This window comes from Variovorax sp. LjRoot175 (genome assembly GCF_964253805.1).
Classification (GTDB): Bacteria; Pseudomonadota; Gammaproteobacteria; order Burkholderiales; family Burkholderiaceae_C; genus Variovorax.
The window spans coordinates 367,751-392,126 of the sequence record NZ_CAXURY020000001.1; the positions used below are offsets into that span (position 1 = coordinate 367,751).

General features: G+C 68.6%; 24 protein-coding genes. 18 read left to right on the forward strand and 6 right to left on the reverse strand.

Annotation, left to right across the window (positions count from 1 at the left end; all coding sequences use genetic code 11):
- Positions 1-53: 53 nt before the first annotated feature.
- Entirely contained in the window at positions 54-2,027 is a 1,974-nt protein-coding gene (gene mrdA, locus ACSQ89_RS01915) for a penicillin-binding protein 2 (protein WP_436292390.1), read from the forward strand.
- A 123-nt stretch (positions 2,028-2,150) separates the two neighbouring features.
- Positions 2,151-3,302, forward strand: a complete 1,152-nt coding sequence (locus ACSQ89_RS01920) for an ABC transporter substrate-binding protein (protein ID WP_436296065.1) — start codon at positions 2,151-2,153, stop codon at positions 3,300-3,302.
- 250 nt (positions 3,303-3,552) lie between these two features.
- On the opposite strand, the gene amaB is transcribed toward ACSQ89_RS01920, so the two are convergent.
- Positions 3,553-5,091 (reverse strand): L-piperidine-6-carboxylate dehydrogenase, encoded by a 1,539-nt coding sequence (gene amaB / locus ACSQ89_RS01925; protein ID WP_436292392.1) that lies wholly within the window; start codon positions 5,089-5,091, stop codon positions 3,553-3,555.
- A gap of 135 nt (positions 5,092-5,226) precedes the next feature.
- The gene (locus ACSQ89_RS01930) at positions 5,227-6,075 is read right to left on the reverse strand and encodes an IclR family transcriptional regulator (RefSeq protein WP_093104229.1); all 849 of its coding nucleotides are present in this window, start codon (positions 6,073-6,075) and stop codon (positions 5,227-5,229) included.
- A 193-nt stretch (positions 6,076-6,268) separates the two neighbouring features.
- On the opposite strand from ACSQ89_RS01930, the gene ACSQ89_RS01935 reads away from it, so the two are divergent.
- The 7 genes from ACSQ89_RS01935 to ACSQ89_RS01965 are packed head-to-tail and all read left to right on the forward strand — an operon-like array spanning position 6,269 to position 12,929.
- Positions 6,269-7,351, forward strand: coding sequence for an ABC transporter ATP-binding protein (locus ACSQ89_RS01935; protein WP_436292393.1), 1,083 nt, complete (start codon positions 6,269-6,271; stop codon positions 7,349-7,351).
- Positions 7,348-8,196, forward strand: a complete 849-nt coding sequence (locus ACSQ89_RS01940; RefSeq protein WP_093104227.1) for an ABC transporter permease — start codon at positions 7,348-7,350, stop codon at positions 8,194-8,196. Before ACSQ89_RS01935 ends, ACSQ89_RS01940 begins: the two co-directional genes overlap by 4 nt.
- Positions 8,197-8,200: 4 nt before the next feature.
- Positions 8,201-8,995, forward strand: a complete 795-nt coding sequence (locus tag ACSQ89_RS01945; RefSeq protein WP_093104226.1) for an ABC transporter permease — start codon at positions 8,201-8,203, stop codon at positions 8,993-8,995.
- The gene (locus ACSQ89_RS01950; RefSeq protein WP_093104224.1) at positions 8,992-9,294 is read left to right on the forward strand and encodes a (2Fe-2S)-binding protein; all 303 of its coding nucleotides are present in this window, start codon (positions 8,992-8,994) and stop codon (positions 9,292-9,294) included. Before ACSQ89_RS01945 ends, ACSQ89_RS01950 begins: the two co-directional genes overlap by 4 nt.
- Positions 9,291-10,688, forward strand: a complete 1,398-nt coding sequence (locus tag ACSQ89_RS01955; protein WP_436292394.1) for an FAD-dependent oxidoreductase — start codon at positions 9,291-9,293, stop codon at positions 10,686-10,688. Before ACSQ89_RS01950 ends, ACSQ89_RS01955 begins: the two co-directional genes overlap by 4 nt.
- A complete protein-coding gene (locus tag ACSQ89_RS01960; protein WP_436292395.1) occupies positions 10,685-11,827 on the forward strand; it encodes an NAD(P)/FAD-dependent oxidoreductase in 1,143 nt (380 codons plus the stop codon). The genes ACSQ89_RS01955 and ACSQ89_RS01960 overlap by 4 nt, the downstream gene beginning before the upstream one ends.
- Before the next feature lie 34 nt (positions 11,828-11,861).
- Positions 11,862-12,929 carry an ABC transporter substrate-binding protein gene (locus tag ACSQ89_RS01965; protein ID WP_436296066.1) on the forward strand — a complete coding sequence of 356 codons (1,068 nt, stop codon included), beginning with the start codon at positions 11,862-11,864 and terminating at the stop codon, positions 12,927-12,929.
- A gap of 128 nt (positions 12,930-13,057) precedes the next feature.
- Here ACSQ89_RS01965 and ACSQ89_RS01970 read toward each other — a convergent pair whose 3' ends face one another.
- Complete coding sequence (locus ACSQ89_RS01970; protein WP_436296067.1) at positions 13,058-14,683, reverse strand: GMC family oxidoreductase; 1,626 nt, start codon at positions 14,681-14,683, stop codon at positions 13,058-13,060.
- Between the two features lie 197 nt (positions 14,684-14,880).
- Here ACSQ89_RS01970 and ACSQ89_RS01975 point away from each other — a divergent pair, with 197 nt between their 5' ends.
- The 5 genes from ACSQ89_RS01975 to ACSQ89_RS01995 are packed head-to-tail and all read left to right on the forward strand — an operon-like array spanning position 14,881 to position 19,116.
- Entirely contained in the window at positions 14,881-16,050 is a 1,170-nt protein-coding gene (locus ACSQ89_RS01975; RefSeq protein ID WP_436292397.1) for an MlaE family ABC transporter permease, read from the forward strand.
- Between the two features lie 55 nt (positions 16,051-16,105).
- Entirely contained in the window at positions 16,106-16,945 is an 840-nt protein-coding gene (locus ACSQ89_RS01980) for an ABC transporter ATP-binding protein (RefSeq protein WP_436292398.1), read from the forward strand.
- A gap of 12 nt (positions 16,946-16,957) precedes the next feature.
- The gene (locus ACSQ89_RS01985; protein WP_436292399.1) at positions 16,958-17,944 is read left to right on the forward strand and encodes an MlaD family protein; all 987 of its coding nucleotides are present in this window, start codon (positions 16,958-16,960) and stop codon (positions 17,942-17,944) included.
- A gap of 11 nt (positions 17,945-17,955) precedes the next feature.
- Positions 17,956-18,636: an ABC-type transport auxiliary lipoprotein family protein gene (locus ACSQ89_RS01990; RefSeq protein ID WP_244503790.1), complete on the forward strand. Its 681-nt coding sequence runs from the start codon at positions 17,956-17,958 to the stop codon at positions 18,634-18,636.
- A gap of 15 nt (positions 18,637-18,651) precedes the next feature.
- Positions 18,652-19,116, forward strand: coding sequence for a metallophosphoesterase family protein (locus ACSQ89_RS01995; RefSeq protein WP_093104214.1), 465 nt, complete (start codon positions 18,652-18,654; stop codon positions 19,114-19,116).
- On the opposite strand, the gene ACSQ89_RS02000 is transcribed toward ACSQ89_RS01995, so the two are convergent.
- Complete coding sequence (locus tag ACSQ89_RS02000) at positions 19,113-19,769, reverse strand: MarC family protein (RefSeq protein ID WP_093104212.1); 657 nt, start codon at positions 19,767-19,769, stop codon at positions 19,113-19,115. The genes ACSQ89_RS01995 and ACSQ89_RS02000 overlap by 4 nt on opposite strands.
- Positions 19,769-20,515, reverse strand: coding sequence for an SDR family oxidoreductase (locus ACSQ89_RS02005; protein WP_093104211.1), 747 nt, complete (start codon positions 20,513-20,515; stop codon positions 19,769-19,771). Before ACSQ89_RS02005 ends, ACSQ89_RS02000 begins: the two co-directional genes overlap by 1 nt.
- A 71-nt stretch (positions 20,516-20,586) precedes the next feature.
- On the opposite strand from ACSQ89_RS02005, the gene ACSQ89_RS02010 reads away from it, so the two are divergent.
- Genes ACSQ89_RS02010 through ACSQ89_RS02020 form a run of 3 tightly spaced genes read left to right on the forward strand, consistent with a single transcriptional unit; the run spans position 20,587 to position 22,791 of the window.
- On the forward strand, positions 20,587-21,207 hold the full coding sequence (locus ACSQ89_RS02010; RefSeq protein ID WP_436292400.1) for a 2-hydroxychromene-2-carboxylate isomerase: 621 nt from the start codon (positions 20,587-20,589) through the stop codon (positions 21,205-21,207).
- 2 nt (positions 21,208-21,209) lie between these two features.
- Positions 21,210-21,893, forward strand: coding sequence for a dienelactone hydrolase family protein (locus tag ACSQ89_RS02015; RefSeq protein WP_436292401.1), 684 nt, complete (start codon positions 21,210-21,212; stop codon positions 21,891-21,893).
- A 28-nt stretch (positions 21,894-21,921) separates the two neighbouring features.
- Entirely contained in the window at positions 21,922-22,791 is an 870-nt protein-coding gene (locus ACSQ89_RS02020; protein ID WP_436292411.1) for an amidohydrolase family protein, read from the forward strand.
- A 9-nt stretch (positions 22,792-22,800) separates the two neighbouring features.
- Here the strand turns inward: ACSQ89_RS02020 and ACSQ89_RS02025 are convergent, their stop codons facing one another.
- Positions 22,801-23,760, reverse strand: coding sequence for a LysR family transcriptional regulator (locus ACSQ89_RS02025; protein ID WP_436292402.1), 960 nt, complete (start codon positions 23,758-23,760; stop codon positions 22,801-22,803).
- Positions 23,761-23,867: 107 nt separating this feature from the next.
- Here ACSQ89_RS02025 and ACSQ89_RS02030 point away from each other — a divergent pair, with 107 nt between their 5' ends.
- The gene (locus ACSQ89_RS02030; protein ID WP_436292403.1) at positions 23,868-24,221 is read left to right on the forward strand and encodes an alpha/beta hydrolase; all 354 of its coding nucleotides are present in this window, start codon (positions 23,868-23,870) and stop codon (positions 24,219-24,221) included.
- Positions 24,222-24,376 lie beyond the last annotated feature (155 nt).

Genomic DNA, 24,376 nt, shown 5'->3' on the forward strand with positions numbered 1-24,376 from the left:
CATGCTGATCCGGCTTGTCCTGCAGCTCCGGCGAGCGTAGGCTCGCGCGCGCCATGACCGAACTCCGCAACGTCGCCGCCGACCTCGCGCGCTTCAAGCGCCGGGTGATCGTGATCGGCCTCGTGGTGCTCACCGCCTTCAGCCTCCTGTGCACGCGCCTGTTCTTCCTGCAGGTGGTGCGCCACGACGATCTCGCGGAGCAGGCCGAGAGCAACCGCACGGCCGTCGTGCCGGTGGTGCCGAACCGCGGCCTGATCCTCGACCGCAACGGCATCGTGCTGGCCTCCAACTACTCGGCCTACACCCTCGAGATCACGCCCTCGAAGGTCGGCAGCCTGGAAGACACCATGGACAGCCTCGGCGAGGTGGTGGAAGTCTCGCAGCGCGACCGCCGCCGCTTCAAGCGCCTGCGCGAGGACTCGCGCAGCTTCGATTCGATCCCGATCCGCACCCGCCTGAGCGACGAGGAGGTCGCGCGCTTCGCGGCGCAGCGCTACCGCTTCCCGGGTGTCGAGATCAAGGCCCGGCTGTTCCGCAACTACCCCAACGGCGAACTCGCCTCCCATGTGCTGGGCTACATCGGCCGCATCAACCAGCGCGAGAAGACCGCGATGGAGGACTGGAGCGAGGAAGACCAGGCCAACTACAAGGGCACCGACTACATCGGCAAGCTGGGCATCGAGCAGAGCTACGAGAAGACGCTGCACGGCCACACCGGCGTCGAGCAGATGGAAACCTCGGCCGGCGGCCGCGCGGTGCGCCGGCTCTCGAGCCACCCGGCGACGCCCGGCAACACGGTGAAGCTCTCGCTGGACATCAAGCTGCAGAAGCTGGTGGAAGACATGTTCGGCGAGCGCCGCGGCGCGCTGGTGGCGATCGATCCCAACAGCGGCGAGGTGCTGGCCTTCGTGAGCAAGCCCACCTTCGATCCGAACCTGTTCGTCGAGGGCATCGACAACGAAAGCTGGCAGGCGCTCAACGAGTCGCTGGACAAGCCGCTTCTGAACCGCGCGCTGCGCGGCACCTACCCGCCGGGCTCGACCTACAAGCCCTTCATGGCGATGGCCGCGCTGCAGCTCGGCAAGCGCGCGCCGAGCGTGGTGATCAACGACCCGGGCTTCTACACCTTCGGCGGCCACACGTTCAAGAGCCACGAGGGCGGCCTGGGCGGGATGGACATGCACCGCGCCATCCAGTTCTCGAGCAACACCTACTTCTATTCGCTCGCGGTCGACATGGGCGTGGACGCCATCCACGACTTCATGAAGCCGCTGGGCTTCGGCCAGATCACCGGCATCGACGTCCAGGGCGAAGTGCGCGGCCTCTTGCCCAGCACGACCTGGAAGCGCGACGCCTACAAGCGTCCCGAGATGAAGAAGTGGTACCCCGGCGAAACCGTCTCGCTCGGCATCGGCCAGGGCTACAACAACTTCACGATGCTGCAGCTCGCGGCGGCCGAAGCCACGCTGGCCAACGGCGGCATCAAGCACCAGCCGCACCTGGTGCTCGGCATCAAGAACACGGTGAGCGGCGAGACCGTCCCGATGCCGCAGCCGCCGGGCGTGGACCTGGGCTACGCGCCGAAGAACGTGGAGATCGTGCGCAACGCGCTGGTCGCGGTGAACAAGGGCGGCACCGGTACGCGCGTGTTCGCCGGGGCGCCCTACAGCTCGGCCGGCAAGACCGGCACGGCGCAGGCCGTGAGCATGGGCCAGAACGTGAAGTACAACGCCAAGGCGCTCGAGGAGCACCAGCGTGACCACTCGCTGTTCGCTGCCTACGCGCCGGCGGACGCGCCCAGGATCGCGGTCGCGATCATCGTCGAGAACGCCGGCTTTGGTGCGGCGGCAGCGGCCCCGATCGTGCGCCGCGTGTTCGACTACTGGCTGGCCGACCAGTATCCCAACGAGCAGGACCTGGTCGCGGTGCAGGCCGGCAAGGCCGGCCCACCGATGGGCAAGCCGCGCGTGGCGAGCGAGATGGCCTGGCCCATCGTCTCTGGTCCGGCCGCGGCAACGGCCCCCTGACGGCTCCGATCGATTTGAGGGTTAACCCTAGGTTTTCGAGGGTGATTCGCCCCTCCTGTACGCTCTAGGCCTTTGTAAACAATCGTTACTAAACGGTATCGGCGGCTACGCCGGAAAGGTCTCATGAGCATCGGGAATCAGGGCGGGCGCCGTTTCGCGCGTTGGCGCAATGCCTGCACGGCCGTACTTTTGTTGGCGAGCGCTCACTGGAGTGCTGCTGCCCCTGGTGAGCCTATCGTCGTCGGCCAGGTTGCGCCGTTCACCGGTCCGCAGGCGGTCACCGGCCGAGCCATCCATGCCGGCGCCAAGCTGTATTTCGACGCCGTCAACGCCAAGGGCGGGGTGCGTGGCCGGCCGATCAAGCTCGTGACGCGCGACGACGCACAAAAAGCGGAGGAAAGCGTGCGCCTGACCCGGGAGATCATCGCGGCCGAATCGCCGGTGGCCTTGATGGGAACGGTGGGCACGACCAATCTCGAGGCCATCGCCAAGGACGGCGTGCTGGCGCAAAAGGGGGTCGCGATGATCGGCGCCGTCTCGGGCGCGAGCAGCGTGGCGCAGGCGCCGGGCATTTATGTGGTCAAGGCCAGCTACCACGACGAGGTCGCGCGGCTGTTCAGCCAGCTGGCCACCGTCGGCGTGCAACGCGTGGGTCTGCTCTACCAGGACGACGGCTTGGGTCAGGATGTGCTGGCCGGCGCCGAGGCGGCTGCCAAGGCCCACGGCATCCAGCTCGTGGTGCGCGCCGGCTACCCGCGCAACACGGTGGCCGTGGAGAAGGCCGTGGCCGAGATCGCCAAGGCCAAGGTGCAGGTCGTCTTTCTAGGCGCGACCACGGCCGCAGGGATCGAGTTCGTCAAGCAGTATGCGGCCGCCGGCGGCGCCGGCAGCATGCTCTACGGCATGTCGATCATCGACACCGACGCGCTGCTCAAGGCGCTCGGGCCGCAGCGTGCGCGCGGCTACGCCTTCTCGGTCGTTCTGCCGCAGCAGGGCGACCGAGCCGTGGTGCGCGAGTACCTGCAGCTGCGCCAGGCATCGAAGGATCCGGATATTTCGGCGCGCTCGATGGAAGGCTTCATCGCCGCCAAGGCGCTGGTCAAGGTGATGGAGAGCGCCAGCATCCTCAACGCGGCCGGTGTGGGCGCCGCGCTGGCCTCAGCGAAGGCGATCGACGTCGGCGGCTATACGCTCGACTTCAGTGCAAGAGGCCAGAGCGCATCGCGCTACGTGGATTTCGCGATGTTCGGCACCGGCGGCAAGTTGGTCCAGTAACGAGCGCCCAAAGAAAAGGCGCCGACCAGCGGCGCCTTGTTCAAAAAAACGGCATCTCGTACGGATGCCTTGTGTAGCAAGCATGTTTTGATTCTTCGAAATGTCTCCTCGGTCCCCCGCGCTGCGGGCAGGCCCGTTTGCGAGTGGCGAGACTTTAGGGTGCGCACCGTGCCAGTGCATCGGGGATTACCCGTCACCCTGAAACAAAAGGAAACATTCGCGGAATTCGATCACGCCCGGGCCCAGGCGCTCAGCCTTCGATGTCGAAGGTCACGCCCTGGGCCAGCGGCAGGGTGGTGGAGTAGTTGATGGTGTTGGTCGCTCGGCGCATGTAGGCCTTCCAGCTGTCGGAGCCGGCCTCGCGCCCGCCGCCGGTCTCCTTCTCGCCGCCGAAGGCGCCGCCGATCTCGGCGCCGCTCGGGCCGATGTTGACGTTGGCGATGCCGCAGTCCGAGCCCGCGCTCGAGATGAAGCGCTCGGCCTCGCGCACGTTCAGGGTGAAGATGGAGGACGACAGGCCGGCGCCGACTTCGTTGTGCCAGCGGATCGCTTGGTCGAGCGCCTCGTAACGCAGCACGTACAGGATGGGCGCGAAGGTCTCGCGCAGCACCGGGCCGGCGTGCGCGGCCAGTTCCACCAGGGCCGGACGCACGTAGAAGGCGCCGTCGCCGGCGATCCCGTCGACGCGACCGCCGCCGTGCACCGTGGCGCCCGCGGCGCGGCTTTCATGCAGCGCCTTCTGCATGCCCTCGAAGGCGGCGCCGTCGATCAGCGGTCCCACCAGCGTGCCCGGCGTGCGCGGGTCGCCTACCTGCACGCCGGCGTAGACCTTGGCCAGCCGCGGCACCAGCGCGTCGTACACGCTGGCGTGCACGAAAAGGCGGCGCAGCGTGGTGCAGCGCTGTCCGGCCGTGCCCATCGCGGCGAAGGCGATGGCGCGCAGCGTCAGGTCGAGGTCGGCCGAGGGGGCGACGATGGCGGCGTTGTTGCCGCCCAGCTCCAGGATCGCGCGCGCGAAACGCGCCGCCAGCCGCGGCGCCACCTGGCGCCCCATGGCGGTGGATCCGGTGGCCGACAGCACCGCCACGCGGTGGTCGTCCACCAGCACCTCGCCGACGGCGCGCTGACCGATCAGCAGTTCCAGCAGGCCCTCGGGCGCGTCGCCGAAGCGCGCCAGCGCGCGCTGGGCGATCGCATGCGTGGCCAGCGCGGTGAGCGGGGTCTTCTCGGACGGCTTCCACACCACCGCATCGCCGCAGACCAGGGCCAGCGTGGCGTTCCAGGACCACACGGCCACCGGAAAGTTGAAGGCCGAGATCACGCCGCAGACGCCCAGCGGATGCCAGCTTTCCATCATGCGGTGCTCGGCGCGCTCGGTGGCCAGCGTCAGGCCGTAGAGCTGGCGCGAGAGGCCGACCGCGAAGTCGCAGATGTCGATCATCTCCTGCACCTCGCCCGCGCCTTCGGACGGGATCTTGCCGGCCTCCAGCGTGACCAGCCGGCCCAGGTCGGCCTTGGCCGCGCGCAGCTCCTCGCCCAGGAGGCGCACCAGCTCGCCGCGGCGCGGCGCCGGCACGCTGCGCCAGGCCAGATAGGCCTCATGCGCGCGACCGATGGCCTGCGTGGCTTCGGCCGGCGCGGTCTGCGGCACGGCGCCGATCGATTCGCCGGTGATCGGGGAGCGCACCGGCAGATCGCCGCCGGTGTAGGCGCTGCGCGGCACACCCAGGCGCTGCAGCAGCTGATCGACTTCGGTGGCGACGGGGGAGGGGGCGGGGGCTTGCGGCATGGGTTGCAGGTTCGAAGACAGGAGGGGCATCAATATCCGCCACGCAGGGCCGGTTGCATAGCAAAAAAACGGAAAGACTTGATGCGCAACTGGAATGGCATGCGGTCCAGGGTATGGCGTTCAGGGGGCGTCAGGTCATCCCTCCGGTGCATGACCGATCCGCTGCGCCGCGGGCGAGCTCGCCAGGCTTTGCAAAGGCCGGCGCAGTGTCGCGTCGAAGGGATTGATCTTCGGGCCGATGGCCGCGGCTTCGCGCTTGAGCAGCTCCACCACCGTGGGCATGCGGTCGGCGTTGAGCCGGTCGGCGATGGTGCCCACGCTCAGCGCGGCCACGGCGCGGCCCTCGCGGTCGCAGATGGGCACGGCCACGCCGGCCATGCCTTCGAGCAGGCCGGTGCTGCGGCCCGCATAGCCGGCCTGGCGCACGCGTTCGATCTCGGTTCGCAGATAGACCTCGTCGTAGACGCCGTACTCGCGCACGCGCGACAGGTTGAAGCGGATCACCTCTTCGCGCTCGGCCTCTGGCAGGAAGGCCAGGATCGCGAGCGCGCCCTGGCCCACGCCCAGCGCGATGCGCCCGCCGACGTCGCCGGTGAAAGAGCGGATCGGAAAAGGCCCCTCGCTGCGGTCGAGGCACACCGCATCGAAGCCGCTGCGCGCCAGCAGAAAAATGCTGTCGCCCAGGCTGGCACACAGGCGCAGCAGCACCGGGCGGCACAGGGAGCGCAGGTCTCCCGGGTTGCCGGCGTGCGCCGCCAGCGCAAAGAAGTCGATGCCGAGGCGGTACAGCTTGCTGCGCGCGTCCTGTTCGACCATGCCTTCGGCCAGCAGCGACTGCAGCAAACGGTGCGTGGTGGCCTGGGTCAAGCCCACGGCGCGGGCAATCTCTGTCACGCGGCCGCCTTCGGCCTGCACCGCGGCGAGGGCCCGGATCACGGCGAAGACGCGCGGCACGCCGCTGGTGGATGGGGAAGGGGTGCTCATGCCGCGTGCCGGGTGGAATGCTGTCCGGCCAGTCTACGCCATAAATTCCATTGAACGGAATAAATAAGAAAAAGATTCTGATTAGTGAAATACCCTGTGTGGTCTGGCGCGTTCGTTGCAATAGAGTGAATCGACTCCGACGAAAGACTTCAGTTGCTGCCCCATCGGGGTGCGCCCCACGAAAGGCCTGTTCATGTCATTTCTCAAGCTCACCGAACTGACCAAGTTCTACGGCGGCACCTGCGCGGTGTCGGCCATGAGCCTCTCGGTGGAGAAAGGCGAATTCGTTTCGCTGCTGGGGCCTTCGGGCTGCGGCAAGACCACCACCCTGCAGATGGTGGCGGGCTTCGAGGCGGTGAGCAGCGGCCGCATCGAGCTGGCCGGGCGCGACATCACGCACGTCAAGGCCAACACGCGCGGCCTGGGCATCGTGTTCCAGACCTATGCGCTGTTTCCGCACATGACAGTGGCCGACAACGTGAGCTTCGGCCTCGAAATGCGCAAGATGCCGAAGGCCGAGCGGCGCGAGCGCGTGGCGCAGGCGCTGGCCCTGGTGCACCTGGAGGCACATGCCAACCGCTACCCGCGCGAGCTTTCGGGCGGCCAGCGCCAGCGCGTGGCATTGGCGCGCGCCCTGGTGATCGAGCCGCCGGTGCTGCTCTTGGACGAGCCGCTGTCCAACCTCGACGCCAAGCTGCGCGAGGAGATGCAGTTCGAGCTGCGCCAGATCCAGCGCAAGGTGGGCACCACCACGGTGATGGTCACGCACGACCAGAGCGAGGCCATGTCGATCAGCGACCGCGTGGTCGTGATGGAAGGCGGCTGCGCGACGCAGATCGACCATCCGCACCGGGTCTACGAACATCCGCGCACCCGCTTCATCTCCACCTTCGTGGGCAAGGCCAACCTGTTCGCCGGGCGCGTGGTGGCGAACGGGACCCGCAGCCGCGTTGACCTGGGGCCGCTCGCTGTCGACGTGGACGACGTCGGCTTCCAGGCCGGCGCACAGGTGCTGCTCAGCGTGCGACCGGAAAAGCTGCAACTGGTGGACGCGGGCCGCGGCCGCTTCGACGGCACGGTGCGCGAGCGCTTCTTCCTCGGCAGCCAGTGGCTCTACGCGATGACGACACCGGTCGGCGAACTGATGGTGCTGTCGCCCAACGACGGCCGGCCCGCGCTGGACGAAGGCCACGCGGCCGGCATCGCCTGGCCCGACCACTGCACGCGCCTGCTGCCCGCCGAAGAGGGCGCAGCTGCCGAACGGGTGGCCGCATGAAGAAGGCATCGCCCTGGTGGCTGTCCGGGCCGGCGCTGCTGCTGTTCGCCGCGCTGCTGCTGGTGCCGCTGGTGCTGACCGCGGTGCTGTCCTTCAACGTCTACGACCCGGCCACCGGGCCCCGGGCCGGCGAGTTCACGCTGGAGCACTACACCCACGTGTTCACCGACGCCTACTACCACGGCATCTTCTGGCGCACCTTCTGGATCTCCGGCCTGGTGGCACTGATCTGCGTGCTCGTCGGCACCCCCGAGGCCTATGTGCTGAGCCGCATGCGCAACCCGTGGCGCTCGGTGCTGCTGCTGGTGGTGCTGGCGCCGCTCTTGGTATCGGTGGTGGTACGGGCCTTCGGCTGGAGCATGCTGCTCGGGCCGGAAGGGCTGGTCAACGGCACGCTGCGAATGATCGGCCTCGGCCCGGTGAAGATGCTCTACACCGAGACCGCGGTGGTGATCGCGCTGGTGCACGTGATGCTGCCCTTCATGGTGATCCCGGTCTGGACCTCGCTGCAGAAGCTGGACCCGGGCGTCGAGAACGCTGCGCTCTCGCTCAAGGCCTCGCACTTCACCACGCTGCGCCGCGTCGTGCTGCCGCAGGTGATGCCGGGCGTGTTGTCGGGCAGCCTGATCGTGTTCGGCCTCTCGGCCAGTTCCTTCGCCATTCCGGGCCTGCTCGGCGGGCGGCGCCTCAAGATGGTGGCGACGGTGGTCTACGACGAGTACCTGCACGAGCTCAACTGGCCGCTCGGCGCGGCGATCGCGCTGACGCTGCTGGCGGCCAACCTGGTGGTGATGCTGAGCTACAACCGGCTGGTCGAAGGCCGCTACAAGAAGGCGCTGGGGTAGGGCCATGAGCAAGAACGGCCCTCTCGCCCTCGCGTTCAACGCGCTCGTCATCGCCTTCATGCTGGCGCCGCTGCTGGTGGTGTGCATCGTCGCCTTCACGCCCGAGAACACGCTCACCATCCCGACCACGCGCTTCTCGCTGCGCTGGTTCGAGGCGGTGTTCGCGCATCCCGACTTCATGCAGTCGTTCTGGAACAGCCTGTGGCTGGCGCTCGCCTCGGCGACGCTGGCCACGCTGCTGGCGGTGCCGGCCGGCATGGCGATCACGCGCTACGACTTCGCGGGGCGCGACTTCCTGAACGGCCTGTTCCTCTCGCCGCTGATCATTCCGCACCTGGTGCTCGGCGTGGCGCTGCTGCGGCTGTTCGCGCTGGTCGGCGGCACCGGCAGCTTCGGCTGGCTGGTGCTGGCGCATGCGCTGATCGTCACGCCCTACACGCTGCGCCTGGTGATCGCCGCGCTGGTAGGCTTTGACCGCAGCGCCGAGCAGGCCGCGTTGTCGCTCGGCGCAAGCCAGGCCACCATGTTCCGGCGCATCACCTTGCCGATGATCCTGCCGGGCGTGACCGGCGGCTGGATGCTGGCCTTCATCAACAGCTTCGACGAGGTGACGATGTCGATCTTCGTGACCGCGCCCAGCACCGTGACGCTGCCGGTGCGCATGTACATGTACGCCACCGAATCCATCGATCCGCTGATGGCCGCGGTGTCGGCGCTGATGGTGGCGGTGACGGCCTGCGCCATGGTGTTGCTCGACCGCGTCTACGGGCTGGACCGTGTGCTGGTGGGGCGCCGATGAGCAGCACCAGCAAAGCACTTCTGCACCGCGTGGCCGAGGCTGGCCGCGCTGCCGTGGCCTTCACGCTCGACGGCCAGCCGGCCCGGGCCCTGGCCGGCGACACCGTGCTCACCGCGGTGCTGACCCAGTGCGGCCAGCTGCGCCGCAACGAGTTCAGCGGCACGCCGCGCGCCGGCTTCTGCATGATGGGCGCCTGCCAGGACTGCTGGATCCTGACGGCGGATGGCGGTCGGCTGCGCGCCTGCTCTACCTTCATCGAGGCCGGCATGGCATTGCTCACCGGCGGGGAGCCTGCATGACGGCAGAGGCCTTGCTGCAACCCGTGATCGTCGGCGCCGGCCCGGCCGGCGTGCGCGCGGCCCAGGCCCTGGTCGCGCACGGCCTGCGGCCGGTGCTGATCGACGAAGCCGGCCGTGCCGGCGGCCAGATCTACCGCCGGCCGCCGGCGAACTTTCAGCGTTCCCCCGAGACCCTGTACGGTTTCGAAGCAGCGCGCGCCACCGCCGTGCACGCCGCGCTGGACGGGCTGCAGGACCGCATCGACTACCGGCCCGACAGCCTGGTGTGGAACGCCCAGGGCGGCCTGCTCGACGTGCTGCACGGCCCGAGCCGCACGACGCGCAGCGTGCCCTACCGCCAGCTCATCGTGGCGACCGGCGCGACCGACCGCGTGCTGCCCGTGCCCGGCTGGACGCTGCCCGGCGTGTACACCTTGGGCGGCGCGCAGGTGGCGCTCAAGTTCCAGGGCTGCGCGATCGGCCGGCGCGTGGCCTTCATGGGCACCGGCCCGCTGCTCTACCTGGTGGCCTACCAATACGCGAAGGCCGGCGTCGAGGTCGCGGCCGTGCTCGACACCGCCCGCTTCGCCGACCAGTTCGCGGCCGTGCCCGCGATGCTCTCGCAGCCGGCCGTGTTTCTCAAGGGCCTCTATTACGTCGCCTGGTTGCGCGGCCGCGGCGTGGCGCTGCATGGGGGCGTCCGGCCGCTGCGGGTGCTGGGCGATGCGCGCGTGAGCGCCGTCTCCTGGCACGACGGCAGGCGCGAACAAACGCTCGAATGCGACGCCGTCGGCTTCGGCTATGCCTTGCGCTCCGAAACGCAGCTGGCCGACCTGCTGGGCTGCCGCTTCGCCTTTGCGCCGATGCAGCGCGCGCATCTGCCCGAGCGCGATACGGCCGGCCGTTCCAGCGTGGCCGGCGTCTACCTGGCCGGCGATGGCGCCGGCATCATGGGCGCCGATGCGGCCGAATGGGCCGGCGAGCGCGCTGCGCTGGCCCTCCTGGCCGACCGCGGTGTGAAGGTGGATGCCGCGCGTGCGCAAGTGTTGGAGCGCAAGCTCGACAAGCTCAAGAGTTTCCGCGCCGGTTTGGAACGCGCCTTTCCCTTTCCGCAGGACTGGGCCTCCCATGCGCCCGACGCGCTGGTGGTGTGCCGCTGCGAGAACATCACGGCCGGCGAGCTGCGCGATACCGTGCGGACCTGCGGCGCCGACGAGATGAACCGCCTCAAGGCCTTGTCCCGCGTCGGCATGGGCCGCTGCCAGGGCCGCATGTGCGGCGCGGCGGCGGCCGAAATCCTCGCGCACGCGAGCGGCCGGCCGCTCGCGCAGGTGGGCCGGCTGCGCGGACAGGCGCCGATCAAGCCGATCCCGATCCAGCTGGCGAGCGCGCCGGCCGAAGGAGCGGCCGCATGAAGCAAACGCTGAAGACCGACGTGGCCATCGTCGGCGGCGGCATCGTCGGCGCTTCCGCCGCATTGGCGCTGCGGCGCATGGGGCTGCAGGTGGCGCTGCTGGAGCGCGACTTCTGCGGCTCGCGTTCCAGCGGCGTGAACTATGGCGGCGTGCGGCGCCAGGGCCGGCCGCTCTCCCAGTTGCCGCTGGCGCAGCGGGCCCATCGCATCTGGGGCCGGCTGCCGGAACTGATCGGCACCGATGGCGAGTACCTGCGCTCCGGCCATTTCAAGATCGCCCGCAGCGAGGCCGACCTGGCCGCGCTCGAGCATTACCGCGACGCGAGCCGCGATTTCGACCTCGGCATCGAGCTGCTGTCGGGTGCGCGCATGCGCGAGCGCTGCCCGTGGCTGGGCGACAGGGCGCTCGGCGGCTCGCTGTGCGTGGAAGACGGGCAGGCCAATCCCCGGCTGGTGTCACCGGCCTTCGCACGTGCGGCGCAGCGCGCGGGCGCGCAGATCTTCGAGCGCACCCCGCTCGACGAAGCGGTGCACGACGGCGAACTCTTCACGCTGCGTTCGGGCAACGCGCTGGAAGTGCGCGCGCCCGTGATGCTCAACTGCGCCGGCGCCTGGGCGGGTGCCGTCGCCAGCCGCTTCGGCGAGACGATGCCGCTGCGTTCCGGCCATCCGACGATGGTGGTGACCGAGCCGCTGCCTTACTTCATGGACTGGAGCCTCGGCGTGGAAGGTGGCGGCGTCTATTGCCGCCAGGTGAAGCGCGGCAACCTGGTGCTGGGCGGCGGCGCCGGCTTGGCCCTGGATGCGGACCGCGCGCGCGCCGGCCGCGATGCCATCGCCGCGCTGGCGGTGCAGGCGATCGAGCTGCTGCCCGTGCTGCGCCACGCCAGCTTCATCCGCACCTGGAGCGGCACCGAAGGGTATCTACCCGACCGCCAGCCGGTGCTGGGCTTGAGCGCGACGACGCCGGGTCTGATCCACGGCTTCGGCTTTTCCGGCGCCGGCTTCCAGATCGGCCCGGCCGTGGGCGAGGTGCTGGCCGAACTGGCGCGCGACGGGCACAGCAGCACGCCCATCGAAGCCTTTGCCATCGAACGTTTTCTTTCCGTCGAAGCCGCCGTGCCCGCAACGGCTCATTGAAGTCTCCCTGACCCCACTCTCAAAGGAACCCACCATGTCCCGTTCTCGCCAACCCCAATCGATCCGCCGTGCACTCCTCGCCGTGGCTGCCGCCGCGGCGCTGGCCGGCGGCGGCGCGGCCAGCGCCCAGACCAAGACGCTGTACATCGGCATGAACGGCGGCACCATGGAGAAGGCGTACACGCAGTACGTGTTCCCGGCCTTCGAGAAGGCGAACAACGTGAAGGTGGTGGTGGTGCCCGGCACCTCGTCGGACATTCTGGCCAAGGCGCAGGCCAACAAGGACCGGCCGCAGATGCACGTGATGTTCCTCGACGACGGCATCATGGTGCGCGCCATCGGCATGGGCTTGTGCCAGAAGCAGCGCCCGAGCGCGGCGCTCAACGACATCTATCCGGCGGCCCGTTTCAAGGACGACATGGCGAGCGGCGTCAGCCTGGGCATGACCGGGCTGGCCTACAACAAGAAGATGTTCGCGGAGAAGGGCTGGGCCGCGCCCACCTCGTGGATGGACCTGGCCGACCCGAAGTTCAAGGGCAAGGTGGTGTTCCAGTCGATGTCCTCCTCGTCCTTCGGCCTGCACGGCTTTTTGATGTTCAACCGCATCCAGGGCGGCAACGACAAGAACGTCGAGCCCGGCTTCAAGGCCTGGCCCACTACCATCGGCCCCAACGTGCTCGAGTACATCCCCAGCTCGGCCAAGATTTCCGAGATGGTGCAGACCGGCGAGGCCGCGCTGTTCCCGCTCACGCCCACCGCGGTGGCCGCGTTGAAGACCAAGGGCATCCCGGTGGAGTACGCGCAGCCCAAGGAGGGCTCGGTGGTACTGATGGTGGGGCAGTGCGTGATCGCCAACAACGGCGAACCCGAGCTGGCGCAAAAGCTGGCCGAGTTCCTGCTGAGCCCGCTGGCGCAGGCCAACGTGCTTCAGTTTGGCAGCCAGATCCCGACCAACCCCAAGGCGCCGGCGGTGGGCGAGGGCGCGGCGCAGGTGGCCGAGATCAACAAGTGGATGAAGAACGCCGTGACCATCGACTGGGACAGCATCAACGCCAACCGGCCCGCCTGGAACGCGCGCTGGAACAAGACCATCGAGAAATAGGCGCTCCCCCAGGCTTCGCGCACTTCGTTCGCTTCGCCAACCCCCTCACCGGGGGCAACACCAGCGGCCCGGCAAAGCCGGTTCCGCGGTGTTTCCCGAACAGGCCGCGCTGCGCGTATCTCCAGTGTTCAGGGCTGATCCCGAATCCAGCCGGCCACCTTCTCCGCCATCATCAAGGTCGGGCTGTTGGTGTTACCGCTCGTGATGGTCGGCATCGCGCCGGCATCGACCACGCGCAGGCCGTCGATGCCGCGCACGCGGAGCTTCGAATCGAGCACCGCCATCGGGTCGCCGTCGGCGCCCATCTTCGTGGTGCCGACCGGATGGAAGATGGTGGTCGCGATGTCGCCGGCCAGGCGCGCGAGCTCCTCGTCGCTCTGGTACTGAAGGCCCGGCTTCCATTCTTCTGGCGCGTACTTGGCGAGTGCCGGCTGGGCCGCGATGCGGCGCGTGACGCGCAGCGAATCGGCCGCCACCTTGCGGTCTTCGTCGGTGCTCAGGTAGTGCGGCGCGATCGCGGGCGCGTCCTGGAAGCGGTGGCTCTTGATGTGCACCGTGCCGCGGCTGGTCGGGTTCAGGTTGCACACGCTGGCGGTGAAGGCCGGAAAGGCGTGCAGCGGCTCGCCGAAGGCATCGAGCGAGAGCGGCTGCACGTGGTATTCGAGGTTCGGCCATTCGTGCTCGGGCGAGCTGCGCGTGAAGGCGCCGAGCTGCGAGGGCGCCATGCTCATCGGGCCGCTGCGCTTCCACAGGTATTCGAGGCCGATCTTCGCCTTGCCGTAATAGGAAGAGGCGAGCACGTTGAGCGTGGGCGCGTCCTTGATCTTGTAGACCGCGCGGATCTGCAGATGGTCCTGCAGGTTGGCGCCGACGCCCGGCGCATCGAGCACGACGTCGATGCCATGCTGGCGCAGCAGCTCGGCCGGCCCGACGCCCGAGAGCTGCAGGATCTGCGGCGAGCCGATGCTGCCCGCGCAGAGGATCACTTCGCGTGTCGCATGCGCCAGCACCATCTCGTGGCCGTCCCACACCTGGGCGCCGGTGCAGCGCCGGCTGCCGTCGGGCCGGGTTTCGACGACGAGGCGCGAGACCTGGGCGCCGGTCCACAGCTCGAAGTTGGGGCGGCCGTAGCAGGTCGGGCGCAGGAAGGCCTTGGCCGTGTTCCAGCGCCAGCCGTTCTTCTGGTTGACCTGGAAATAGCCCACGCCCTCGTTGCTGCCGCGGTTGAAGTCGGTGCTGTGCGGCACGCCGGCCTGCACCGCGGCCTCGGCGAAGGCATCGAGAATGTCCCAGCGCAGGCGCTGCTTCTCGACCCGCCATTCGCCGCCGGCGCCGTGCATCTCGTCGGCGCCGAGGTAGTGGTCCTCGTGCTTCTTGAAGGCGGGCAGCACGTTGTCCCAGCGCCAGGTGTCGTCGCCGGTGAGCGCGGCCCACTGCTCGTAGTCGCGCGACTGGCCGCGCATGTAGATCATCCCGTTGATGGAAGACGATCCGCCCAGCGTCTTGCCGCGCGGATAGCGCAGCGTGCGGCCGTTGAGGCCGGCGTCGGGCTCGGTGCTGTAGAGCCAGTCGGTGCGCGGATTGCCGATGCAGTAGAGGTAGCCGACCGGAATGTGGATCCAGTGGTAGTCGTCCTTGCGGCCGGCCTCGATCAGGAGCACGCGGCATTGCTTGTCGGCTGAGAGGCGATTGGCCATCAGCGCGCCGGCGGTGCCGGCGCCGATGACGATGTAGTCGAAGGTGGTGTCGCTCATTCGCGCCTTGTTTGTCTGTCTCTGGTCGTTCTTGTGAAGGGGTGCTGCAATGCGGCACCGAACGGTCGATTGTGGCAAACGCCCGTGCCTTGCGCCGATGGCCTACGCGAACGGGCGCCGATCGGGCGGTTTGCTGCAGACGCACACGGTTACGATGTTGCGTCCTCCATCTCGCAGACCGCCCGCCCGCTCCATCCATGTCGATCGCATCGTTGCCGACCGCCGACGCGCAAAACGCAGACCGCTTGCGTCCGCGCGTCGAGCAACGCGAAGGGGAGGGCGGCAAATGGGCCGTCGCCAGCGGCTGCTGGACCGCGCTCTCGATGTCGTCGCGGCGCACCTGGGAGGCCCTGGCGAAGAATCTCGATGCCGTGCCGCCGCAGGACGACCGGGCCTGGGACCTGCGCCCCGTCGAGCAGCTCGACCACATCGGCGCCCAGCTGCTCTGGAACCACTGGCGCCAGGCCTGGCCGGCGCGGCTCGAAATGGACTCGCAGCACAAGGCCGTGCTGGACCAGGTGGCGCAGTACACCTGCAGCGCCCCGGCGGAGCCCGGCAAGACGCTGGCCGAGCATTTCCACGATTTCGCCCACAACGGCGCGCGCATCATGATGGTGGCGCGCGATTTCCTGGCGCTCGTCGGCCAGCTCACGCTCGACGTCGGCACGCTGCTGCGCGCGCCGCACCGTGCGCCCTGGCGCGACTTCTCGGGCCATCTCTACCATTTCGGCGCCACCGCGCTGCCCATCACCGCGCTGGTGGGCCTCTTGATCGGCGTGGTGCTGGCCTACCTGACCTCGCAGCAATTGCGCCAGTACGGCGGCGAAGCCTTCATCGTCAACATCCTCGGCCTGTCGCTGATCCGCGAACTCGGCCCGGTGCTCGCGGCGGTGCTGATTGCGGGCCGTTCGGGCTCGGCCATCACCGCGCAGATCGGCGTCATGCGCGTGACCGAGGAACTCGATGCCATGCGCGTGATGGGCATTCCGCATGGCTTCCGGCTCGTGATGCCGCGCGTGCTGGCGCTGGCGATCGCGATGCCGCTGATCAGCATGTGGACTTCGGCGGCGGCCCTGTTAGGCGGCATGGTCGCGGCCGATCTCACGCTGGACATCTCGCCGGCCTATTTCCTGTCGGCGCTGCCGCGCGCGGTGCCGATGACCAACATCTGGCTCGCGATGTCCAAGTCGGCCGTGTTCGGCGTCCTGATCGCGCTGATCGGCTGCTACTACGGCATGAAGGTGAAGCCCAACACCGAAAGCCTCGGGCGCGGCACCACCTCCTCGGTGGTGGCCTCGATCACGGTCGTGATCCTGGTCGACGCGCTCTTCGCTGTGCTCTTCAAGGGCGTGGGGTTCAGGGCATGAGCCGCCGGGCCGCTCCCAAGGCGAATACCGCAGCGCGCAGCGCGGAGGTTGCCTTATGAGCGAAGATCAGAAGACCAACATGGTCGAAATCCGCAAGCTGTGGACCGTCTTCGAGTCGCCCGAGGGCGACCAGGTGGTGCACCGCGACCTCGACCTCACGATCCGCAAAGGCGAGGTGCTGTCGCTGGTGGGCGGCTCGGGCACCGGCAAGACCGTGCTGCTGCGCCAGATCCTGGGACTCGAGCGGCCTTCGAAGGGCGAGGTCTCCGTGCTCGGTCATCCGCCGGGCCGGCTCAGCGCCACCGGCGCCGCCAACGTCGGCATGCTGTTCCAGCACGGCGCGCTGTTCTCGGCCTTCAGCGTGCTCGACAACGTCGCGTTCCCGCTGCGCGAACTCAAGCTCCTGCCCGACGACCTGATCCGCGATGCCGCACTGGTCAAGCTGCAGATGGTCGGGCTCGAGCCGCAGCAGGCGACCAAGAGTCCGGCCGATTTGTCGGGCGGCATGATCAAGCGGGTGGCACTGGCGCGCGCGCTGATCATGGATCCGCCGCTGCTCCTGCTCGACGAGCCCACGGCCGGCCTGGACCCCGAAAGCGCCGACGGCTTCTGCGACCTGTTGCGCGGGCTGCATCGCGAACTGGGGCTCACGGTGGTGATGGTCACGCACGACCTGGACACGCTGTTCGACCTCAGCACCCGCATCGCGGTGCTGGCCGACCAGCGCGTGATCGTCGCCGGCACGGCACGCGACGTCATCGCCTACCCGCATCCCTTCATCCACGAATACTTTCTCGGCGGCCGCGGCCAGCGCGCCATGGAGGCGCTCCACGAAGGCGTGCGGCCCTCGACCGTCTCGGGGCTTGCCGGCGCCGGCCGGGACCCCACTCACTGAAAGGTAGCTGCCATGGAAAACAAGGCCCATGCCATCGCCGCCGGCGCCTTCGTGCTCGGCCTGATCGCCGCGATCATCGCGCTGGTGGTCTGGTTCACGCGCGACAACACGGTGCGCAACATCTACGAACTCTCGACCCGCGACCCGGTGAGCGGGCTACAGCCGCAGGCGACGGTGCGCTACCGCGGCATCGCCGTCGGCAAGGTCGCCTCGATCGATTTCGATCCCAAGGTGAAGGGCAATGTGCGCGTGCGCATCACGGTCGACGAGCGCGTGCCGCTCACGACCTCGAGCTATGCCACGCTGAGTTACCAGGGCGTGACCGGCCTGGCCTTCATTGCGATCGACGACAAGGGCGAATCGCAGGTGGCGCTCACGCCGAACAACGACGATCCACCGCGCATCCCGCTCAAGCCCTCGGTGCTGGCGCAGCTGCAGGACCGCGGTGAGGCCATCATCAACCAGATCGACGAGGTGACGAAGAAGGCCAACACGCTGCTGGGCGACGACAACCAGAAACGCATCGCCGACGCGCTGGAAAACATCGCGCAGGCTTCGGCCAGCGCCAACCAGCTCACGCGCTCGCTCGACAACACGGTGAAGAACGGGCTCAACCCGACGCTGGCCACCTTGCCGCCGCTGGTGGACCGCACGAGGGATACCATGGCTTCGCTCAAGACGGCCGCCGGCGACGTCTCGCGCGTGGCCAACAACTTCAACGGCACCGTGAACCGGCTGAATGCGAAGGACGGCCCGATCGACCGGTTGGGCGACGGCACCAAGTCCCTGGCGCAGGCGGTCGACTCCTTCAACAGCGCCACGCTGCCGCGCGTGAACCGCGTCGCCGAGGACACCTCGCGCGCGGTGCGCCGCCTTGGCCGCGCGGCCGACGGCATCAACGACAACCCGCAATCGCTGCTGTTCGGCAGCGGCGGCGTGGTCGCCGGGCCGGGCGAGCCCGGATTTTCCGCGCCGGCCGCCGCGCCGGCGCGGCCTTGAAAGTGACGACCATGAACGACGTACTCCAGAACATGGCCGCTCGCGCAGCGCGGGCGCGCCTCTCGGCCGTCGCAGGCATCGCCGCCGTGCTGTTGGCGGCGGGCTGCGGCGCCTTGCCCGACAAGCCCGCTCGCGCCACGCTGTACGACTTCGGCCCCAACCTCGCCGCATCCACGGCGCCGGCACCTGTCAATCCGCACGCGCTGCCGCTCATCGCGCTGGCCGAGATCGAGGCCGGCACGCGGCTCGAGGGCACGCAGCTGCTCTACCGCCTGGGCTATGCCGATGCCAACCAGCTGCGGCCCTATGGCCAATCGCGCTGGAGCCTGGCGCCGGCGCAGCTGTTGCACCAGCGCCTGCGCGACGCGCTGGCCGCGCGCCGCACCGTGCTCGGTCCGGAAGAGAGCGCCACCATCGCGCGCAGCGAGGGCAAGGTGCCCGACACGCTCAGGGTGTCGCTCGAGGAATTCAGCCACTACTTCGAATCGCCGACCCGGAGCGTTGGCCTGGTGCGCCTGCGCGCGACCCTGATCCGCAGCAATGCCGGCGGCGACCGCGTGCTCGCGCAGCAGAGCTTCATGGTGCAGCGGCCCGCGCCGAGCGCCGACGCGCCCGGCGGCGTGAAGGGGCTGGCAGCGGCGAGCGATGCGGCGGTGGCGGAACTGGTGACATGGGTGGACCAGCCCCGCTGAGCAGAGGCCGGCCGCATGCACCGCATCGGTCTCATCTCCGACACGCATGGCCTGCTGCGGCCCGAGGCGCTCGCGTTCCTGCGCGGTTGCGAGCACATCGTGCATGGCGGCGATATCGGCGATGCGAACATTCTCGAAGCGCTGGCCGCCATCGCGCCGCTGACGGCGGTGCGCGGCAACAACGACCGGGGGGCGTGGGCCGAGGCGGTGCCCGACACGGCGCTGGTCGAGTTCGGCGGCCTGCGTCTCTATGCGATCCACGATCTCGCGCTGCTCGACATCGACCCGGTCGCCGCGGGCGTCCGGGTGGTGGTGTCCGGGCACTCGCATCGGCCGCGGACCGAAGAGCGCGATGGGGTTCTCTACGTCAATCCCGGCAGCGCCGGCCCGCGCCGCTTCAGGCTGCCGATTTCGGCGGCGGAGCTGAAGATCGATGACGGCGTGGTCACGCCGCGCATCGTCGAACTGGTGAAGGGCTAGGGCGCGCGCGCGAGCGCCGGAAACAGCGTGCCGAGCCCGTCGGCCATCACCTCGACCGCCAGCGCCGCGAGGATCAGGCCCATCAAGCGCGTCATCACGTTGATGCCGGTCTTGCCGAGCACGCGTGCGATCGGCTCGGCCAGCGAGAAGGTGAGGCCGGTCGCCAGCCCGATCACCATGCCGTAGCCGACCAGCACCGCGAGCTCCCAGAGGTGCTGCGTCTTCTCGGCATAGATGACCACGGTCGACATGGTGGCCGGCCCGGTCAGGAGCGGAATGGCGAGCGGCACCACCGCGATCGAGGCGCCCAGCGAGGCCTTCACTTCCGTGGCCCGGATCTCCTCCTTGTTGGTCTTGGATTCGGCCGGCTGCGCGTTGAGCATGCTGAGCGAGCTGATCAGGAGCAGCATGCCGCCGCCGACCTGGAAGCTCGCGATCGAGATGCCGAAGAAGGACAGCAACTGAAGCCCGAGCAGCGCGCAGACCGCGATGACCACGAAGGCGCTGAAGGCCGACACCCACGCGGTGCGTTTGCGCTGGGCCTCGGTATAGCCCTGCGTGTAGTGGATGAAGAAAGGCACGATCGCCAGCGGATTCACGATGGCCAGCAGCGTGATCATCGGCTTGACAAGGTCCATCGTCGGTGTTGCCATCACCTTCCGCCTGTCACGTCGAGAAAGGTGGCCGTCACGTAGCTCGCTTCTTCCGACAGCAGCCACACGATGCCGTTGGCGACCTCCTGGGCGCTGCCGGTGCGCTTCATCGGCACGGTGGGGGCGAGCTGGGCGGCGCGGTCGGGCAGGCCGCCCGAGGCATGGATCTCGGTGTCGATCAGGCCCGGTCGTACCGCGTTGACGCGGATGCCTTCGTCGGCGACCTCCTTGGCCAGCCCGATCGTGAAGCTGTCGATGGCACCCTTGCTGGCCGCGTAGTCGACGTACTGGCCCGGCGAGCCCAGGCGCGCGGCGGCGCTGGAGAGATTGACGATGGCGCCGCCGCTGCCGCCGTGCTTCGTGCTCATGCGCCGCACCGCCTCGCGTGCGCAGAGGAAGCTGCCGATCACGTTGATGCGCAGCATGCGGTCGAGCCGCGCCACGCTCATCTGGTCGACGCGCGCCTGCACGTCGACCACGCCGGCGTTATTGACCAGCGCCGTGAGGCGGCCGAACTTCGCATCGACTTTCTCGAACATCGCGAGCACCTGCGCCTCGTCGCCGACGTCGGCCTGCACGCTGATCGCGCGGCCGCCGCCGTCGCGGATCGTGCGCACCACCTCGTCGGCGGCCAGCGAGTTGCTGGCATAGTTGACGGCCACCGCGAAACCGCGCTGCGCGGCCAGCAGTGCCGTCGCGGCACCGATGCCGCGGCTGCCGCCGGTGATCAAGAGCACCTGGTCCAAATCCCACCTCCTGCACGAAAGCCGTGCCTCAGTTAAAACCGTGCGCACGATTACATCATCGGGAGCGGCTTGTGACCCACACCATCGACTACTACTTCACGCCCCAGAGCCCCTGGGCCTACCTGGGGCATGCGCGCTTCGCTGCGCTCGCCAAGTCCAACGGCGCCACGGTGCGGGTGCGGCCGGTCGATCTCGGCGCCGTGTATCCGGTCTCGGGCGGCCTGCCGCTCGGCAAGCGCGCACCGCAGCGCCAGGCCTACCGACTGCTGGAGCTGGCGCGCTTCTCGCGCCACCTCGACATTCCGTTGAACCCCAAGCCCAAGTTCTTTCCGGTCGCTGCCGACGACGCGGCGAAGCTCATCATCGCGGTCGACCTGCACGACGGCACCGAGGCCGCGATGAAGCTCTGCGGCGCGGTGTTCGCCGCGGTCTGGGTGCAGGAGCGCAACATCGCCGATCCCAAGGTGCTCGAAGTGCTGGTCGGCGAATGCGCCTTGCCGGCCAAACGATGCGAGCAGTCGCAAAGCCAGACGGTCCAGGAGCGCTACGAGGACTACACGCAGCAGGCCATCCACGCCAAGGTGTTCGGTGCGCCGAGCTACGTGATCGACGGCGAGATCTTCTGGGGCCAGGACCGGCTGGATTTCGTCGAACGCGCATTGATTCAACAACCATCCACCTCAGGAGCATGACCATGGGCCAGTTCATCGATCTCACCGCCAAGGACGGCTTTGGCTTTCCGGCCTACGTGGCGGAACCCGCGGGCAAGCCGAAGGGCGCGATCGTCGTGGTGCCGGAAATCTTCGGCGTCAACTCGCACATCCGATCGGTGGCCGACGGCTATGCGGCCGACGGCTATCTCGCGGTCTCGCCCTCGACCTTCCATCGCGTCAAGCCGGGCGTCGAACTGGGCTACAGCGACGAGGACATGAAGGCCGGCTTCGAGCTCAAGACCGCCGTCGAGGCGCTGCCGGCACCGGGCGTGCTGCAGGACATCCAGGCGGCGGTGGAATACGCGGCCCGTGCCGGCAAGGTCGGCATCGTCGGCTACTGCTGGGGCGGCCTGCTCACGTGGCGCGCGTCGGCGAAGGTCTCCGGCCTCGCGGCGGCGGCGCCTTACTACGGCGGCGGAATGACGGCGCCGGAGGAGAGCGCGATCCAACCCAAGGTGCCGGTGCTCGCCCATTTCGGCAACAACGACCACTGGATTCCGCTCGACACCATCGAGGCCTTCAAGAAGGCCCACCCGGAGGTCGCGGTGCATGTCTACGAATCCGGCCACGGCTTCAATTGCGACCAACGGGGCTCGTACAACGCCGAGGCCGCCAAGCTGGCGCGCGAGCGCACGCTGGCCTTTTTTGCGAAGCACGTCGGCTGAGCGGGGGTATGGCGTGACGCGGCATCTGATGCGTTGGGTGCCGGCCCTGCTGGCGGCTGCCGCGTTCGGCGCACAGGCGGCCGATTACGGCGGCCCGCTGTTCGACACCCACCTGCACTACAACCAGGAAGCCTGGGACGGCGACTCCGGCCCGTACCCGCCCGCCGAGGCACTGGCGCGCATGCAGCGCAACGGCGTGAAAGCCATCATCGCCAACTCGCGGCCCAACGCCGGCACGCAGACGCTGGCCGCGGCGCGCGAGACGCGCGAGGCCGGCGTGACCGTGGTGCCCTTCGTGCGGCTCAACCGGAATCGCGACGACTACGGCAACTGGTTCCGCGACGAGAGCATCTACGAGATGGTGCAGGCCGAACTGGCGCGCGGCACGGCGAGCGGGCCCTACCGGGGGCTGGGGGAGTTCCATCTCTACGACAGCGCCAACGCCAACGGGCCGGTCGCCAGGAAGCTGATCGTTCTGGCGGAAGAAAAGAAGCTCGCGGTGCTGGCGCATGTCGACGACGTCGCGATCGATCTGCTGATGGCGCACGCGCCATCCAAGGGAAAGGCGCTGCGGCTCATCTGGGCCCACACCGGCATCGGCGGCGCGCCGGTGGCGCGCGTGCAGGCGCTGCTGGAGCGCTATCCGCTGCTGATGGGCGAGCTCTCCTACCGGCCGGGCCTCACCTGCGAGGGCGGCACGCTGTGCCCCGAGTGGCGCGCGTTGATCCTCAAGTATCCGGAGCGTTTCCTGGTCGGCTCCGACACCTGGGTCAACCAGCGCTGGAGCGCCTACGACGAGATCATGGGCGGCTATCGCCGATGGCTGGGCGACGTGCCGCCCGAGGTGGCGCAGCGCATCGCGTGGGGCAACGCGGCGGCGCTGTTCGGTCTGCGCTGAACCCTGTCGTCAGGCGCTCACCGGCTGACGCACCCGCCTGGCAGGCTTGACGGCGGCGGCCTCGGGAGGAGCCAGCGCCGCTGCCGAGTTCCGCACGCGGTCCTCGAGGAAATCCAGCAGGGCGCGCAGCGCCGCGCTGTTGTGGCGGCGCTGCGAATAGGCCGCGTAGAGCCACAGGTCGCGCGGCATGTATTCCTTCAGCACCGGCACCAGCGCGCCGCGCTCGACATGCGACTGCGCCATCATCGCCGGCACGCAGACGGCGCCGAGTCCGGCGAGCGCGGCGCCGATCAGCGGCGCGGCATCGTTGGCATCCATGCGGCTTCGCACCGGCACGATGTAGGGCTTGCCGTCGACCTCGAAGGGCAGGTGCGGCGCGCCCTCGGCGAGCGAGTAGGTCAGCACGTCGTGACTGCGCATGTCGTCGGGTTTCTTGGGCAGGCCGCGCCGGGCCCAGTAGGAAGGCGCGGCGCACAGCACCAGGTCCATCTGGCGCAGGCGCCGCACGATCAGGTTCTCGTCGCGGATACGCCCGAGGCGCAGCGCGATGTCCACGCCTTCCTCCACCAGATCGATCACGCGGTTGCTCAGGTGCAGGCTCACATGAACGTCGGGATAGTTCTTGATGAACTCGCTCAGGATGTCCGGAAAGGCGCTCTGGGCGAACCCGTGCGGCGCCGTGATGCGAAGCCGCCCGCGCGGATGGCCCGCATGTTCCTGCAGCTCGCTCTGCGTGAGCTCGACCATCTCCATCAGCGGCTTGCTGCGCTCGAGCAGCAGTTGACCGGCATCGGTCAGGCTGACCGAGCGCGTGGAGCGGTTGAGCAGGCGCACCCCGAAGCGCTCTTCGAGCTGCGCGACGTATTTGCTGACGGTGGCCTTCGAGGTGCCCAACACCTTGGCAGCGCGGGAGAAGCTGCCGCGTTCGGCAACTTCACGAAAGGCTTTCAGCAGGTCCAGGCCGTCCATCGGGCTTCCATTGTTTCAATTTCGTGAATGCGGTGGTTCAGAAAGCCAAGGGTTTTTACCTAGATTCAGGCGCAAACTTCATCCCACACCAACCAAAGGAGATTGAAATGAAGACCTCGAAGATCATCGCCACCGCCGCTCTCTCGATTCTCGCCGCTGCCGGCGCACAGGCCGAAACCTATGACGGCGTGCACTCGCTGGTGTCGGCCAACAGCCGCGCCGAAGTGGATGCCCAGGCGGTCGTCGCTGCCCGCAGCGCAAACCCGTATGCCGAAGGCTACGTCGCGGGCCCCGCGACGGTTCTGGTGAGCGCTCGTGACCCTGCCGAGGTTCGCGCCGAAGCCGTGGCCCATGCCCATAGGCCGAACCAGAACGTGCGCCGCGAATCCTTCGCCGGCAGCGTGATTCCGTCGCAGTTCTCGAACCCGCGTTTCGTGACGACGCGCCAAGCCGGGCTGTAATTCGCCAGCTCGCCGACGAGCGACAAAGCCGGGCCATGCGAAAGCATGGGCCCGGTTTTTTATTGTTTCGATCCCGGAAACGCGGTGTCTCTTTTCTAGGTAATTTCCCGAGGTCATTCCACCGGAAACTTCGTCGCACAGGCCAGCCATCCCGC